At 64.6% G+C, this 15848-nt stretch carries 13 protein-coding genes and 2 pseudogenes; 10 read left to right on the forward strand and 5 right to left on the reverse strand.

Translation table 11 applies throughout. The features are described 5' to 3' along the window. The first annotated feature begins 1 nt into the window (after position 1). The 3 genes from EV651_RS25205 (at position 2) to pip (ending at position 2008) form a co-directional block, all read left to right on the forward strand. Positions 2-205, forward strand: a complete 204-nt coding sequence (locus EV651_RS25205; RefSeq protein ID WP_133787726.1) for a hypothetical protein — start codon at positions 2-4, stop codon at positions 203-205. 199 nt (positions 206-404) lie between these two features. Next, positions 405-992: a TIGR03086 family metal-binding protein gene (locus EV651_RS42555; RefSeq protein ID WP_133787727.1), complete on the forward strand. Its 588-nt coding sequence runs from the start codon at positions 405-407 to the stop codon at positions 990-992. Then, positions 989-2008 (forward strand): prolyl aminopeptidase, encoded by a 1020-nt coding sequence (gene pip, locus EV651_RS25215; protein WP_238157176.1) that lies wholly within the window; start codon positions 989-991, stop codon positions 2006-2008. Before EV651_RS42555 ends, pip begins: the two co-directional genes overlap by 4 nt. A 72-nt stretch (positions 2009-2080) precedes the next feature. Here pip and EV651_RS25220 read toward each other — a convergent pair whose 3' ends face one another. Then, positions 2081-2941, reverse strand: a complete 861-nt coding sequence (locus EV651_RS25220; protein WP_133787729.1) for a hypothetical protein — start codon at positions 2939-2941, stop codon at positions 2081-2083. Positions 2942-3103: 162 nt separating this feature from the next. Between EV651_RS25220 and EV651_RS25225 the strand changes: the two genes are divergently transcribed. Both EV651_RS25225 and EV651_RS43360 read left to right on the forward strand, forming a co-directional pair. Continuing rightward, the gene (locus EV651_RS25225; protein WP_133787730.1) at positions 3104-3580 is read left to right on the forward strand and encodes a hypothetical protein; all 477 of its coding nucleotides are present in this window, start codon (positions 3104-3106) and stop codon (positions 3578-3580) included. Between the two features lie 123 nt (positions 3581-3703). Next, on the forward strand, positions 3704-4414 hold the full coding sequence (locus EV651_RS43360; protein WP_133787731.1) for a hypothetical protein: 711 nt from the start codon (positions 3704-3706) through the stop codon (positions 4412-4414). 356 nt (positions 4415-4770) lie between these two features. Here the strand turns inward: EV651_RS43360 and EV651_RS43365 are convergent, their stop codons facing one another. Next, complete coding sequence (locus tag EV651_RS43365; protein ID WP_370353317.1) at positions 4771-5208, reverse strand: hypothetical protein; 438 nt, start codon at positions 5206-5208, stop codon at positions 4771-4773. Between EV651_RS43365 and EV651_RS43120 the strand changes: the two genes are divergently transcribed. After that, positions 5152-5295 carry a hypothetical protein gene (locus EV651_RS43120; RefSeq protein ID WP_305000127.1) on the forward strand — a complete coding sequence of 48 codons (144 nt, stop codon included), beginning with the start codon at positions 5152-5154 and terminating at the stop codon, positions 5293-5295. The genes EV651_RS43365 and EV651_RS43120 overlap by 57 nt on opposite strands. A 2-nt stretch (positions 5296-5297) precedes the next feature. Here EV651_RS43120 and EV651_RS43125 read toward each other — a convergent pair whose 3' ends face one another. Continuing rightward, positions 5298-5630: an ATP-binding protein gene (locus tag EV651_RS43125; protein WP_305000128.1), complete on the reverse strand. Its 333-nt coding sequence runs from the start codon at positions 5628-5630 to the stop codon at positions 5298-5300. 575 nt (positions 5631-6205) lie between these two features. After that, positions 6206-7321 carry an alpha/beta fold hydrolase gene (locus EV651_RS25245; protein ID WP_133787733.1) on the reverse strand — a complete coding sequence of 372 codons (1116 nt, stop codon included), beginning with the start codon at positions 7319-7321 and terminating at the stop codon, positions 6206-6208. Between the two features lie 1738 nt (positions 7322-9059). On the opposite strand from EV651_RS25245, the gene EV651_RS25250 reads away from it, so the two are divergent. The 4 genes and pseudogenes from EV651_RS25250 to istB all read left to right on the forward strand — a co-directional run bounded on the left by EV651_RS25250 (position 9060) and on the right by istB (position 13493). Then, positions 9060-9539: a hypothetical protein gene (locus EV651_RS25250; RefSeq protein ID WP_238157178.1), complete on the forward strand. Its 480-nt coding sequence runs from the start codon at positions 9060-9062 to the stop codon at positions 9537-9539. Between the two features lie 1213 nt (positions 9540-10752). Then, positions 10753-10962, forward strand: a complete 210-nt coding sequence (locus tag EV651_RS25255) for a hypothetical protein (RefSeq protein WP_133787734.1) — start codon at positions 10753-10755, stop codon at positions 10960-10962. A gap of 473 nt (positions 10963-11435) precedes the next feature. After that, positions 11436-12675, forward strand: a pseudogene (gene istA, locus EV651_RS25260) (IS21 family transposase). Beyond that, positions 12675-13493, forward strand: a complete 819-nt coding sequence (gene istB, locus EV651_RS25265; protein WP_133787735.1) for an IS21-like element helper ATPase IstB — start codon at positions 12675-12677, stop codon at positions 13491-13493. The pseudogene istA and the gene istB overlap by 1 nt, the downstream one beginning before the upstream one ends. Before the next feature lie 619 nt (positions 13494-14112). On the opposite strand, the pseudogene EV651_RS25270 reads toward istB, so the two are convergent. Further along, positions 14113-15430 (reverse strand): annotated as a pseudogene (locus tag EV651_RS25270) (ISL3 family transposase). Positions 15431-15848: the final 418 nt, after the last annotated feature.

Here is a 15848-nt window from a genome sequence, read left to right on the forward strand (position 1 = left end):
GGTGGTGGCCATCGCCCCCGCCCTGGTGCACGTCGTCGCGGACGTCCTCAGCAGCGCCGCACAATGGGCGCTGGAGATGGATCTCGCGGCTCCGTCCCGGCAGAGCGAGTACCAAGGGGTGGCGAACCTCCTTGCCGGAGCCGCGCGGGGCCTCGCTCCGCAACTGGTCGCAATCTTGTTGATCGCGCACGACCCGTGGGGCTGAACCCTGATGATCGCATTCTTCGCAGCGGCCGCGCTCGGCATCCGCGCCGCAGCGGGCTGGTACAGCCCCAGAACGGTGCCAATCCATGGCCTCCGACCGCTCATCTCGCGAATTCCCGGTCCCGGGCAGGATCTGCGGCGAATCGCGTCGCCGAGCGATTTCCTGAACTTCGACCCAACGAACTCCTGAGAGGACAACGGTGCTTTCTGCATCCAAGCTGACCCTCGAGTCGGCTCACCGGTCCGCGGCGCTGATACTTCAGCACGAGTTGCGAGAACCTGACTCGTCCAGCCTCGACAGAGCCGCCGTCACGTGTCCGTCATGGACGGTCCGTGATCTCGTCAATCACGTTGTCGGTGGAGCCGAGCGCTATGCGATGCTGCTGGAAGGTGCGGCCGCGTCGTCGGTCGAAGGGACCAGACAAAAGGATTACTGCACCTCGGACGTCGCGGTGACCAGCCTGGCACAGGACCGTCGCCTGCGGGATGCTTACGACCTGGCCGATCCTGAGAAGACATTCCATCATCGCGCCGGACCTCTGGATCGCTCGGAACTGCTCCGCATGCGGTTGCTCGAGTGCCTGATTCATGCTTGGGATCTCTCTCAGGCACTCGAAACCGAGCTGATATTGCCCGATCGCCTAAGCTCCTTCGCCCTGTCGGAATGCCGACCGACCCTCGAGAGACTGGCCTTGCACGGGTTCTACTCACCGCTGCCGACAACACCGGAGGCCTCGAACCACGAACGACTGCTGGCGGCAGCCGGACGGCGCGCTGCTCTGGCTTGAGCCTGCTGCACAGCTGTCGGTGCAAGGTTGCCCGGCGCCCTCGATTACCACAAGGAGGAGAGAAGGTGGCATACGAGATCGGCCATCCGTACGACACAGGCGTGATGCCCACCGGAGACGGGCATCACATCTACTGGGAGTTGTACGGTCATCCACAGGGCAAGCCCGCGGTTGTTCTCCACGGAGGACCTGGCTCGGGCGCCACGCCGTACTGGCGCCAGTTCTTCGATCCCGGTCGTTACCGTGTCGTCCTCTTCGACCAGCGCGGATGTGGACGAAGTCTTCCCAATGCAGGTGACGACGTCTCCGCACTCGAAAACAACACAACGGCCGACCTGATCCGTGACCTCGAGGCGCTTCGCAGGTTGCACTCCATCAAGCAGTGGCTCGTCTTCGGTGCATCTTGGGGCTCGACTCTCGGGCTGAGCTACGCAGTGCGTCAGCCCCACAGCATTTCCGAGCTGGTCTTGTGGGCCGTGGTTCTCACGCGCAGCAGCGACGTCCATTGGATCACCAATGTGATGGGCGACGTCTATCCCCACGAGTTCGACCACCTCCTGCTGCAGCTGCCGGCATATCCAAAGGACGGGAACATACCGCTCGCTTTCAACCAGCTGCTCAGGTCGCCCGATCCGATCGTCGCAGACGCCGCGGCTCGCGCATGGTGTGGGTGGGAGGACCGCATTGCCACGCTCAACGGTCCGGTCGTCCCGAGCCGTCGATCGGAGGATCCGCGGCTGCGCCTCGGTTTCGCGCGACTCGTCACGCACTACTTCGGAAACTTCGCGTTCCAGCGGGACGACGCGATCACGGGCTCTCTGGACCGCATCGCGCACATTCCGACGTTCCTGCTCCGCGGCCGGCTCGACGTAGCGAACCCCCTGCGCGCAGCTTACGAGGTCGCCCAGGGACTTTCCGACGTGACTCTGGAAATCGTCGAGAACGAGGGGCATGGAGCCGGCGAGGAGACCACTGCCCGGCTCGTTGCCGTCCTCGACAAGCTGGCCTCGGAATGAGCATCGACTCGCGGTGCTGCCTGCCGGATCAGCGCGCTTGGGTCAAATCGATCCAGCAGGCAACACCGAGAGTCACGACACAGGGACGGGTAGCGGAACTGCCTCCCGTTCGAGATAGGTTCGCACGGAATGCTCGATTTCGGCCGGCCAGGTGACGCCAGCGCGCTCCGCGATAGATGGCGCCTCCCGGAAGAAGACTGTGAAGGCAGCTTCCCTCGCGACCCGCACGGCGTCCTCTGAGGGAGCCGGCACCGGGAGTGACTCGAGCATCCGGCGCTGGTCAGCCGTGAGCTTGGAGCTCCACTGCTTGGGTCCGGTCGGCGGCATCGGCCTGTTGATTTCAGCGAACAACTGGTAGAGGAAGTAGTGCACCTGCTGTACGGCGACCACCCCCAGCAGCCAGTCCCGGCGTACGACGACAACCGGGAAATTCGCCGCCTGCCGCAACGTCTCCTCGATCAGGTAGCTGACAGCGGCCGGGTCGGGACCGGGATCCTCGGGCAGCGGAATGATCGCGTCGAGACCGTCCCGGTCGAAGACGACGATCCGGCGCCGCAGTGACGTCGCGCCCAGCTCGGACACCTTCTCGGCGATCACGTCGAAACGCTCGCAGGTCGGAGTCAGAACGTAGAAACTGCCGGCGCTGATCGGTCGCGCTGTCAGACTCGGCGTGATCGCTCCGAGCCAGGTCTCCCAGTCCGCGCAGAACTCCTCGAACCTGTCGTCGCTGACGGCGATCGAGAGGTCCAGGTCAGAACCAGCATCCGCGGCTCCACGCGCCATTGCGCCGTGCACCCAGAGAGCCCGCACCCGCTCGTCGGCCGCGAAGATCGCCACTGCTTGGTCGAACAGCGGGCCGTACCGCTGCGGAAGCGCGCCCAGCCCTACCGGCCGGCTGATCGCCAAGGGACGCGCAGTTTCGTTCGTTTTCACAGGAATCCGTCCTCTACATCGTTGCGGCCGCTCCAGCTGATCGATCTCGAGCGCGGCTCTTCTGTCTTGCACCGGTTGCCATGGCTACCACCTCGCCGACGGCGACTGGCGTCAAGCATGTTCCAAATGAACCATATCGTACCAACTGGTACATTCCGCGACATGGACGACCTGCCGCTGCACCGTAGCAATCGTGAGAAACCCTTGCAGGGAACGATTTGGCAGCGGACTCTCTTCGGGTTCGTGTACGTCGCCGCCGCCGTCGTGACGTTCTCCGCGTCGTTCATGCCGCTCTGGGTGCCGGCGCCCACCAGCGAGACCGACACAGATATCGGCACCTACAGCATTTGGACCTTCATCCCGGCAGATGGTGGCGGACCAGCCTTCGTTGGGCTACTCCGCATCCTGGCACTCGCCGGCCTTGAGACAGCCAGGGCGCTGTGGCCCGATCTGGGTCAGTCGATACCCGTATTCTTGATCGGCGTAGCCGTGGTGTCTGTGTCGATGCTGCTCACGAAGCCTGCGACCGGATCACCGGAGCCAGTCTTCGGGCCGGGAGCTGGATTGCTGTTCGGTTCTGCGGTGATCGTCGGCGTGACTGCATTCGCCGACCTACTGACTGGACGGCGACTTCAATGACCCAACCCGCAGATCTGTGGAATCTCGCCGCGCACACCGCTCCACAACGAAGGGAAACGCGTGTGGTCCGCTCGGCCGGCTCGGAGACCGTCAGTGGTTGTCGTTGGTGCTGGGTACGCCGGTATGACGGCCGTGCACCGGCTTGCCGGACGGGAGAAGATAACGGTCGTCTCGCCCGACCGCTTCGTCGACCGCATCCGGCTTCATCAGTTCGTCGCCGGCTCGTGGACAGAGGATCGGGTTGCGTTAGCGCTGAGCGGTTTGCTACCTGCAGACGCCGTACACGTCACCGGGTCGGCAATCGCGGTGGCGCCCGGGCGTGTCGTGCTCGACAACGGTTCGCACTTGCTGGCGGACCATGTCGTCGTAGCGGCGGGAAGTGGGGAAGGTGGTGGCGTCACCAACCTTGATTCCCGCCGTCAGGTCCGCTGCGACCTCGAAACCCTGGGACCCGGATCATTCGTACGCATCGACGGCACCGGTCACACCGGCGTCGAACTTGCGGCCGAGATCGGCGAACGGCGACCTGACCTCCGCATCCTGCAGGTCGATCCTGCGGATGTGTTGCCGCGGGTCACCGAACGGGCTCGCCGGGCGGTACGGCGCGACTTTGAACAGCAGGACCATCATCGCGATGTACAGCAGACCGGCGACAACACAAAACACTTCCGGGCCACGTATCATCCTGTCCGAAACACGATTGAGCTCATTATCGTCCCCGTCGAACAGACCCAATTGCTTGGTCATCCGTGCGCACAGTGTGAGTCTTCCTGCTCCACGTCACTGAGGCATCGGCAGTGTCGCCGATGTGACCGGACCGCTGTGCCGCCGTAAGCCGTCGTGCGCCAACCGGCGAGACCATGGATGCGTCAAGGGCGATGCCGGCTACACGCTGGCCTCATGGTTCGTAGACCGCACGTCGGCATTGCCGGTCGCCTCGATGTGTTCCTCCGCGAGTTCGACTTCGAGCAACTGCGCTGCCGTTGGATCGAAGCCGATCCTGACGAGGTCTGGCGCGGCCTCATGGAGGTACGGCCGATTGACCTCGCACTGGCTCGGCGATGGACCATCGTGCGTGGGAAGCCACTATCGCCGGGGCTGCTGTCAGTCCTGGCCGGCGAACCGCAGCTCATGCTCGCGCACGAGCAGAATCGATTCGCCGTGTACGGCCTCATCGAACGCCCCGGACATCACCTGTCATCAACTCGAAACGGCACCACCATTGACGAGTTCATTCGATTCGACGAACCATGTTGGATCAAGCGGCTCACCGGCTTCGAACTCTCCCCATCAGGGAACGGAACCCGTCTGTGCGTTACCACTCGCGTAGCCCGCACCGATCCAGTCATACGACGTTGGCGCAAGCTCCGAGGGTTGCTGGACCGGCCAAGGGCATCCGTCGCCCAACGCAACGTTCTCGATGCGGTCGGCCGCCTCGCCGGGTGAACGGTGTTGTCAACGACGGTTGAAAACGGACCCCTTTGCGGCGGTTGAAAGTGAACCCCCTGCTGGTTGTCATGGTTGGTCGTCGGTCGGGGTGGGGATCCGGCCGAGGTTGTGGTCTTGAGGCGGTGGGAGTCGCCTTTGGGGGCGATGACGTCGGCGTGGTGGACGAGTCGGTCGATCATCGCGGCGGCGACGGTGTCGTCTCCGAAGACCTCCCCCAGCGGCCGAAGTCCCTGTTGCTGGTCACGATCCGGGACGCTCGTTCGTAGCGTCACGAGACGAGCTGGAAGAACAGGTTGGCGGCTTCGTGTTCGAAGGGGAGGTAGCCGACTTCGTCGATCACCAGCAGCGGGTAGCGGCCTAGGCGGCGGAGTTCGTCTTGCAGCCGGCCTGCGCTGTGGGCTTCGGCGAGCCGGTCGACCCATTCGGCAGCGGTGGCGAACAGGACGCGGTGGCCGGCTTGGCAGGCGCGGATGGCGAGGCCGGTGGCGAGGTGGGTCTTGCCGGTGCCGGGTGGTCCGAATTCCGGACCGGGGAGAAGGAGTTCTCGCCCACCGACGACGGGCTGGGACTTGCCGGCTTCCAGCTGACGCCTCGCGACCAACCCCGCGGGCCCGGTGAATGAATCGTCGAGCAGGCCGAACTCGGCCCCATGGTGCAGTCAGCATACGAGCTGTATGGGTAGCCCAGAATTTGGTTTCAAGCGCTGACCACCTCCACAAGGCAGCCGAGCTCGGCCCCGACCTGCCTGGGCAGGACGAGAGCTTGGCCACCGCAATCAGGGCAGGACTGGTCCCGGCGTCAACGAGGCACTCGACGCCTGCCGTCCGGGGGATCGGTGGATACCGGCGAGAAGCCGGCAAGAACCATCCACATGCGGCACCGAGCCCAAGGACCTGGGCTCGCGCAGCTTGCCAGCGCTGATATCGCGAGCGCCAAGTGTTGTCACAGAACCAGCAGAGGACCTTCTCATGGTTGCAACCTCAGAGAAAATTGCGTCTGCTCCCACAGACTGTGTCGGCGGGAAGAGTCTCTGAGGCGCGGTAAGCCAGCTGTCTCGGCTTCCCAATCGGGAGGTCCGTGCAGCATGTGCTCGATCTGGGCCCTTGCCAGCCCAAGGCCGTCCCGCTGCCGCATTACGCCTCGAAGGAACTACCGACGAGCGCCCACATATTGGGCTCACGCTGGACCTTCATAGTCGATGGGTGGCTCGAGTCGCTCGTACCGGTTAGAGACAGGACGATGATCGAGCAGCTCAGATACGGCCTTGAGAACCTCGGCCGGGCGGTCCTGGTATGCATTGTGACCGGCGTCGCTGAGATACACGAGACTGCTGTTCGGCAGGGTACGCCGGTAGCCCAGCGCCGAGCTCCACGACAGGTAATCGCACCGTCCCTTCACGATCAAGGTCGGCGCTGAGACCACCTCCAACCTGGCCTGCAGATCAGGAACCCGCGCAGCTCCGATGGACTGTGGATACTGCAAGGCGTAGAACCCGCTCTGGCTCGTCGTCGGGTGCGGTCCTGTACCTGCGCAATGGAGTGCGGCCTCGCTCAGCTCGAGTACGTGGTCATTGCGACCGTCAGCCTCGGCATCACCCATAAACGCATGTGCCGCCGAAGGATTCGATTGCAGGAGGAGATACCCAATCAGCGATCTCGGCGCGAGGACTGCGCCATAAAGCCGGATCGCTTGTCCGGTGTCGAGTATCGATGTCGCCTCTCGCGGGCTCCGGTCGTGCGGATCCATGGGCATCGGCGAAATCAACACCAAACCGGCCACGCGATTCGGGAAGCGGGCTGCGTACTCTGCCGCGATACCGCCGCCGTACGAGTGGCCGATCAGCACAATCCGGGCCGCGCCCAGCCGGATCCGGATTGCCTCCAGATCGGCGACGTCACGTGGCCGTCCGTACCCTCGCGGGTCCGCCAGCCGCGAGGATCCACCCGCGCCGAGTTGGGCGTAGGCGTACACGTCGTACCCCCAGGTAGCGATCGGAGCGAAATAGCTCAAATCCGACTCGAGATCGGCAATCCCCGGACCGCCGTGGAGGAAGATCACCGGTGGTCTGTTGCCAGCCCCACCCGGCTTCAAGACGTACTGCAAGCGGGACCCGGTCGGGAGCTCCCAGTACTTCGAGCCAACCACTGGCCTCGGGGGATCAGGCGATGCGGGTATGACCGCGACAAGCAGTGCTGCCGCGGCGATGACGCTCGCAACAGCTGCGGCGGCACGACGGGCCTTCGAGCGACCCGGGATCAGAACCGCGACGCCACCGACCAGTGCGGCAGCCATCGTTGGCACCGCGCACCCGAGCAGCCAGGCGGGACGAGCTGTGAGCCTCGCCGCCAAGAGCACCGAGACGATGCCGCATAGGATTGCGATGGCGTCGACCGCTACCACGCGGAGTGCACGCTTCCACCAGACAGTGACCCATCCGACCGTCTCGCCGGTCCCGCTCACCGTATGGTCCGGATGCTATGCGCCGACGGTGGGTCAGGTCGTCGGGCGTCGCACAGCCCCTGCCCAACTTGCCATCCGGCGCGCAAAGCGACCAGGCCCAGGGCGAGACGCATTACTCCGACGTCTCGGATGAAATGCTGACCGAGAGCGGTATCGTCCACGATCCACCGCAAGCCTGGGCTGGGGAAGTCGGCGACAAAAGATCGGTGAGCGGAACCTGCCCAAGCACCGACGGCGACGGCTTGAAAGATGATGACTACAACGGTCAGGCAGACGCTCCGTTCAGCGCGTCCCGAAGCTTCACCCTGGCCCAGAAAGACGCGTCCCATGGGGTACCCTTGTCTACGATCTGTGAGCATGGCCTCATTCCAGCCCCAGCAGTCCCGGGGTGCCGACAGCTCGCAACCCCGGGACCTGCACGGCCCGCTCGCAGGCGGCTTGGGCCGCGGCGATCAGCCAGCGAGATAGAGTTGGCCGTCGCCTGGCTGACAGGACAAGACACGCTATGGCAGCCCCGGCGAAAATTACGTCGAGACCATGTCCCTCCAGCCAGATCGCGTCGGCTCCTTGACCGACTCTCTCGACGCTATGCCGCTCCCTCAAGCCTTGGCATCCGCAATGTCGCCAGTGGGCGAAACGCCACCCCCTCCTCCGCCGGGAGCACAATCAGCACCTCCTGGCCCGCTGCCTGGGGCCGTCTCGCGCACCAGGCACAAGCCGCCAAGAACCTCGGCCTCAGCATCCGCAGAATTCCCCATGGACAGAGTTCCAAGACTCATCGGCAAAACGGTTCTCGGCGTTCGCGATGCAGGAGTGTTCCGGCAAGGCCTCGAGTTCAGCGAGCCGCACCCCTTCCGCTGCGAGGGCCGTCGCACGCAACCAACCTACCTACGACACCAGTCAGTTCGCGGATGCGATTAGGGATCGAGAGGCGCTATGCAAGATGCGTGACGAATCTGCTCGCCGCAAGAGAGCCGAGGTGAATGACGAACGGGCACACGGCCGGCGATCTCCTTGACGTCGAGCCTCCATGGGCCGAACTCAGCCGCACGGCTCGCCCGCCGGGAACACCCTTGCGCCCATGCCGTATCCATGAGATCACCTGTGGCTTCGACATCGGAGACGTCTGGGCGCTGCCCGTGCAGGGTGGGCAGGAAGATCTCGGTCTCCTTGCCGAGATGTCGGCAAACGCTCGTCGTACTGACGAGTCCTCGAAGGTCATCGAGTTCACCTGGACTCCTCGGTGGAACTGCGCGCATGGCTGGGCTGCCCCTGCGCGAAGGAGCCGGATCTCGGATGCCGTCGCTCCGCGCGTCGCCATCGATCTGCGGACGGTGCGACGGGATCCCTGCTCCGAACCTGACCTTCATCAAGCCGTTCTGCTGTCTCTTCATCTACCCGGCCCTTATGCTCCGGCTCGATGCGAGTGGATGCGCGCCAAGCAGACACCAAAGAGGAGCCACCGTTGACATCCAAGTCGAGCTCTTTTGAGCGCCTCACGAGTATCTACAACAGACCCACCGGTAGTTGGCGCGTCCTCAACCGTGATGCGAGTCGAGGTCTTCCCTGCGTGAGGCACAATCCGTCCAGCAAACGCAATGACGTCGTCGAGTCGATGCAACCGCGGCGATGGCCGGCGTACCTGATGACTGTGATGCTACTGGGCTATGCCTTAGCGAAGGTTGTGTTCGCGATGCAGACGCGGCTCGGGTTTCCGAGCGGGCTTCCGACCGCAGAGCACATCGTTCTCCTGAAGGCGGAGATAGCGCAGCGGCTTGTAGCCGGGGGTGCCGTGATAGGTGCAGGCTTGTCGCTGGTCAGCGCGACCAAGATAGGACGCCGGGCGCCGAGGACCGTGATGCTGCCGGCGCTTGCTCTCATGGCTCTGTCGGTCGGAGCGGGCGCGGTGGTCGTCGTGCTCGACGCGTTCATCGATCTTGGCATCGGCTGGCGTTGGTACCACGGGGCGGTTGGCTTGGTAGCGATCGGACTGTGTGCTGCGTTGATTCACTCGTATATCAAGGCAACCCAGCGACATCACGCCCGTTGAACGGGCGCCTGTCCGCGCCTACGAGGTGGCAGCACAGCCTTGGGCAGCACATGGCTCGTATGAAGCCAGCTTCGGCACTCGATACCGAATACATCCACCGGTGGTCGCACAGGTACCGCTGTTGTCTCCACAAGCGGCGGACTGGCGATTCTGCTGATGCGACGACGCGACAAAACGGCTGGGATCGGCGGATGGACATCTCAGGACGCATTGACCGAACCCACCACCCGGACGGTTCGGTGCCTCCCTCCCTGAGCTGTTGTCGCGGGAGTGCTCCACTTCACGATGCTCGCGGCACGACGTCCGATCGTTCCTGCAGGGTCCGAACTCGATGGACGCCCAAACCCAGCCTGCCGGTGCAACAGCGGGGCGACGAACGGAGGCGTGACAGCCATGGACAGGCTCGGAGTCGCAGGCAATCGCTACGAGCTGGTTCGCCAAGTAGTCGACTCCGTTCAAGAGCGATTCAGGGTATCGACCGCTTGGAACGGCGACGTCTGGGTGACAGCCGGCTCGGGCAGGCTCAATCGTGTCGCGCGGCGGTTAGGCGGCGAGCCCCCGGGGCGCTGTACGACTGGGATTACGTGTTCGCCAATTCCAACAACTGCATCACCGTGCGGAACGATCTGTTGCAAAGTATGCGCAAGGCGTACGCCGGAAACCTTCGGGTGTCCGAGAACCACGAAGCGGCACAGTCAATGCTTTCGGCTGACTCAGGCGGCCATCATCCTGAGCAAACACGACCTGGTCGACTAACTGAGCTGCAGCGATATTGTGAGACTGCAATCAAATGCTTGGGTTAGCTATTGGTTCGTCCGACTCGATTGGGTAGAGAACGGTACATACGTCTACCGACTCCAGAATGTCTGGAACGGCAATCGTCTGGCGATACCGGGCGACAACACGCAAGCGGCACTAAGGCGATTCAGTGGGACCGTGTCAACGACCCGGATCAGCAGTGGACGCTGTGAATCCGCGTCCGCAGGTAGGTGAGGAGGAGGCTTTCTGAGAGCAGTGGGGATAGTGCGGAAGCTTGCGGCAGTTGCAGGGGCTGGGTGGCCGCAATCGCTGCATCCTTTCCTCCAACGATGGCTAGGCTGGCCAGTCTGTGTGGTCCGCGGCGCTGACGCTCGGCGGTTTGTACGGCTGGTGGAGTGCCCCTCATGCAGCATAATGGAATATGAACAGTTCGTATGAGAAAGGACGGCCAAGAATGGGCGACGAGGACTTCGAGCAATTGCAGGACTTCAGGCACCCTGACCGAGCAGCAGCGTTCGTCAGGAAGTTCACCTCTCAGGTAGATCCTGGCAGCAAAGACCTCCGGGATCGGGTGAAGATGCTCCAGGAGCTAGATATAGACGACAATACTGTGGCAGCGTACATTCGTGGACGCTCCGGAAAGCAGGAAGGCCAAAGCAGGTAGGTCAGTGCAGAAACATTCGTGGAGTTCATCTGGCTGCTCAGTGAACCACTTGCAGTGTCGTCAGCGAGCGCTTTCTAACCGATGGCCCGCAGTCATGAAACCAAGGGATGGCCGGATCGCAGCGCGTTACATGGTGGCAACAATCTGCAACTTCACGGTGGCTTGTTGACAGCACCCGACTGATGGCGAATGGCGCCCGGTCGGGTCGGCTGTCCCGCCGCGGTGAGCCGCCTTGCGCCGCTCCGACCGGTTGCCTGAGCAAAAATTGAGCATCCGGTTTCGGTGAGCCGCCCACTCCTCGGTGCCTGTCGCGTCGGCTCCGTAGATGCTTCGAATGAGGGGATCGCGGATAGTCGGATCCCCCGGGCGGTTCCGGGGCGCTGTGGAATAGCACCCCGGAACCTACACGTGTCGGCGGCGCTCGAAAACTGAACACTTTCGGCGGTGAAAAGTGAGCACTCGACGATTGGAGTGTGATCACTTTGGAGGACTGGGCGCTGATCAGGAGGTTGGCGGCTGAGGGGGTGCCGAAGGCGCGGATCGCGCAGCGTTTGGGGATCTCGCGGACGACGGTGATCAAGGCGGTGAACTCGGATGCGCCGCCGCGGTATGTGCGCAGGCCGGGGCCGACGTCGTTCACGGCGTTCGAGCCGGCCGTGCGGGCGCTGCTAGAGGAGGTCCCGGACATGCCGGCGACGGTGCTGGCCGAGCGGGTGGGCTGGACGGGGTCGATCCGATGGTTCCGCGAGAACGTGAAGCGGTCGCGGCCTGAGCATCGGCCGGTCGATCCGGCTGACCGGTTGGTCTGGTTGCCGGGTGATGCAGCGCAGTGCGACCTGTGGTTCCCGCCGCGCAGGATCCCGCTCGAGGACGGCACCGCGAAGCTGTTGCCGGTGCTGGTGATCACTGCCGCGCACTCGCGGTTCAGCACCGCGCGGATGATCCCGACCCGTAAGACCGAAGACCTGTTGCTGGGCACGTGGGAGCTGATCCAGCAGCTCGGGAGGGTGCCACGACGGCTGATCTGGGACAACGAGCCCGGCATCGGCCGTGGCCAGCGCAGAGCCGAGGGCGTCGCATCGTTCATGGGCACCCTGGCCACCAAGCTGGTGCTGCTGCCGCCGAAGGACCCGGAGTCCAAGGGGGCGGTGCAGCGCCGCAACGGCTGGTTCGAGACCTCGTTCATGCCCGGCCGCAGGTTCACGTCGCCGGCGGACTTCAACGACCAGTTCACCGACTGGCTGACCAGGGCTAACGCTCGGGTGGTGCGCACCATCAAGGCCGCACCGGCCGACCAGATCGATGCCGATCGGGCGGCGATGCTGGCGTTGCCGCCGATCCCGCTGCACCTGGGCTGGCGCAACAAGATCCGGCTGGGCCGCGACTACTACGTCCGCCTTGACACCAACGACTACTCCGTCGACCCGGCCGCGATCGGCCGGATGGTCGACGTCACCGCAGACCTCGACCGGGTCCGGGTCCGCTGCGAGGGCCGGTTCGTTGCCGAGCGCCTCTGTGTCTGGGCCAGAGGAACCACCGTCACCGACCCCGGTCCATGTCGAGACAGCCGCCTGGCTACGCAAACAGTTCCAACAGCCGCGCGCCGTCGGTGCCGTCGCCTGCGCAGCAGACGACCTCGCCCGGGATCTCAGCGACTATGACCGCGCATTCGGGCTCAACGACCAACTCAACGACGCCGAGAGGATCAGCTGATGGCCGCCACCAAGCCAACCGCGAAAGCCGCTGCGAGCACCGAGGCGGTCAAGCAGATCACCTACCTCGCCGGCGCATTGAAGGCACCACGGATCACCGAGGCCGCCGCCCGGCTGGCCGACCAGTCCCGTGACGCGGGCTGGACCCATGAGGACTACCTCGCTGCAGTCCTCGAACGCGAAGTCAGTGCCCGCAGCGCCTCCGGGGCTCAGTTGCGGATCCGCGCAGCGGGCTTCCCAGCTCCCAAGACGCTGGAGGACTTCGACTTCGACGCCCAACCGACAGCACGTCAGCAGATCGCAGCCCTGGCCTCCGGCGGCTTCCTCACCGAGGCCCGCAACGTCGTCCTGCTCGGACCACCCGGCACCGGCAAGACCCACCTGGCCACCGCACTCGGAGTCGCGGCCGCCAGACACGGACACCGGGTGCTGTTCGCGACCGCGACCGACTGGGTCACCCAGCTCACCGACGCCCACCGCGCCGGCAAGCTACCCCAAGAGCTCACCCGGCTGCGGCGCTACGGGCTGATCATCGTCGACGAGGTCGGCTACCTCCCCTTCGAGCAAGACGCCGCGAACCTGTTCTTCCAGCTAGTGTCGTCCCGCTACGAACACGCCTCGCTGATCCTGACCTCGAACCTGCCGTTCTCCGGCTGGGGCGGCGTATTCGGAGACCAAGCCGTCGCCGCCGCGATGATCGACCGGATCGTCCACCACGCCGACGTCCTCACCCTGAAGGGCGCCAGCTACCGGCTCCGCGGACGCGGCATCGACAGCCTCCCCAGCAACCGCACCACCACAGACCAAACCGAGTCCTAAACTGCCAGCAACCGCTTACTTTCTGATGCGCCGGAACCGACCAGCTTTGGAGCGCCGTCGACAACACGGCCCCACATGGGAGGGTCAGGCCCTGGCCAGCAGCAGCCGGAAAACGCTCCGGCGATCCCGCGTCGAGATCAGCTCTCAGACCTCGAGTGGTACGCGCTACTTTCATCCAGGGCGACGATGCACTGATCGACGACGCCCGAAACGACGGCCATCGCCGACACCGTGGAATCCAATCGAGAACCTGCCAAGTCGATCATCAAGCGCCTCAACTATAAGGAGGAGCGACGACCGCTGACATCGGCAACTTCGCCGGTCGAGATAGCGGTCCAACCTTGAGCGGCTGTCACGTCGCCCAGGGAACGCAAACTGTTCACGCCCCGGGTCCGGGACTATTCAGGGTCGTTGCCTTCCGGTGCGCCGGACGGCCGCTTGAGATTCGGTGGCAGCGGGAGACCGTACTTCCCGGACAAGAGACTCGTCTGCGCAAATAGGGTGCCAACCAATGCTGCGCCAGCGGAGAGCCATCCGGCGAGTGAGGTCATCAAGTTCCTTGAGGTCGAGCGCCCGCAGGTCCATCAAGGCCGATACCTCATGCCCCTTTGCCGGCTCTTCAGAATCCAGGGTGTAGTTGAGGTCTGAAGCCGCCGGTCTCGAGCAGGGATCTGGCGATGTAGTTGGTGAGGTTGCGGAAGCCGAGGGCGGAGCCGCGGAGGTGTTCGAGGCGGCCGTTGATGGCCTCGGTCGGTCCGTTGGACGTGCCAGGCCGGTCGAAGTAGGCCAACACATCGGCGGCTCGCTTCTTCAACGTCCGGCCGAGGGTGATGACCTCGACCAGCGCCACCGGGACACCGTGGCTGACCGACTCGATCAGGCTGCTCATCATCGCGTGGCCTCGTGCGCGGTCGGGTTCGCGATAGGCGGCGATCATCTGCTGGTAGATCCCCCCAGGTGGCCTCGACCTCGACGTGCTCGTCGTCCGCGACCAGATCGGTTAGCCGGTTCTTCTGCTTGTCGGTGAGCAGCCCGGCGCCGGTGTGCAGGGTTCGCCTGGCCGCGTAGAGCGGGTCGCCTTTGCGGCCACGGTGGCCGTGGATGACCTGCTGGACCCGGCGGCGGCACTCATCGAGCGCGTCGCCGGCCAGGTGCACGACGTGGAAGGGGTCCATGACCGCGACCGCGTCGGGCAGTTCCTCGGTGGTGGCGGTCTTGAACCCGGTGAACCCGTCCATCGCGACCACCTCCACCGCCAGGCGCCAGGACTCGGGGCGGTCGGCGAGCCAGGTCTTGAAGGCCTGCTTGGAGCGGCCCTCGACCATGTCGAGCAGCCGGGCCGGACCGGTGCCGTCGCGGACGCCAGTGAGGTCGATGATCACCGTCACGTATTTGTCCCCGCGGCGCGTGTGCCTCCAGACGTGCTCGTCCACGCCGATCACGGCAACGCCGTCGAACCGGCCTGGATCGTCGATCAGCACGCGTTTGCCTTCGGCAAGAACCGCGTCGTTCGCGGTGTTCCACGACACCCCAAGACCCTCAGCCACCCGGGCCACGGTCAGGTGCTGAACGACGATGGCTTCCAGAGCCCACCGCAGCCCACGCCGCGACAGCTTCGCCCGCGGCTCAGCTGCCTTGGACGTGTCTTGGCGCCACACGCGCCCACACCCACTGCATCGGTAGCGGCGCACCGTCACGTGCAGGGTCGTGGGACGCCAGCCCATCGGTTCGTGGGCCAGCCGCCGGACCACGCTGTCGCGAACAGTTCCTTCGCAGCCGCAGCGCCGGCACCAGCCGTCAGCATCGTCGGTGCCGGCGACTCGGCAGGCCAGCACCGCCCGGCCGGGCTCGAGTCGCTGCCCGACGACTTCGAGACCGAGCTCGTCAAGGCGTGTGAACGTGGTCAGGTCAGGGCAGATGAAGGTAGCGTCAGACACGTCGAGGCCTTCTGGATGAGGCGTGTAGGAACCTTCATCTTCGGAAGGCCTCGACCCCTACCCCGGCAACGACGCGCCCACCCGCTCTACACCCTCAACTGCGAAGAGCCCCTTTGCCCCGTGTGCGCCAACACCTTTTGGGGTTCATGAGTTCGGCCGTCCAGTCGGTGGCAAGCTCCAGGAGATGGACAGCGCCCTTCGCAACTGGAGCAATCGCGGCGCCGAAGGTTAGCTCGGTAGCGTCTTGGACCCGCTGCGGGGTGAGTGCACTGAATCTTTCGCCCGGCCTTTGTCGCTGCGCCGCGTGCGGATCTCCCAGCTGCATCCATCGCGGAGCGGACCTTCGGCGGGAGTTGAGAACCTCGGCTTGTTTTCACGCGCCGTCGACACGGCTGGGCTTCCTTTTGCCCAGTGCTCT

Source organism: Kribbella sp. VKM Ac-2571, assembly GCF_004362255.1.
Lineage (GTDB): Bacteria > Actinomycetota > Actinomycetes > Propionibacteriales > Kribbellaceae > Kribbella > Kribbella pratensis.

Coding starts and splice junctions, on each gene's coding strand:
- EV651_RS25225 (WP_133787730.1), top strand. CDS start 3,104: ATGGACGACCTGCCGCTGCACCGTAGCAATCGTGAGAAACCCTTGCAG.
- EV651_RS43360 (WP_133787731.1), top strand. CDS start 3,704: ATGACGGCCGTGCACCGGCTTGCCGGACGGGAGAAGATAACGGTCGTC.
- EV651_RS43365 (WP_370353317.1), bottom strand. CDS start 5,208: ATGATCGACCGACTCGTCCACCACGCCGACGTCATCGCCCCCAAAGGC.
- EV651_RS25245 (WP_133787733.1), bottom strand. CDS start 7,321: ATGGCTGCCGCACTGGTCGGTGGCGTCGCGGTTCTGATCCCGGGTCGC.
- EV651_RS25255 (WP_133787734.1), top strand. CDS start 10,753: ATGGGCGACGAGGACTTCGAGCAATTGCAGGACTTCAGGCACCCTGAC.
- istB (WP_133787735.1), top strand. CDS start 12,675: ATGGCCGCCACCAAGCCAACCGCGAAAGCCGCTGCGAGCACCGAGGCG.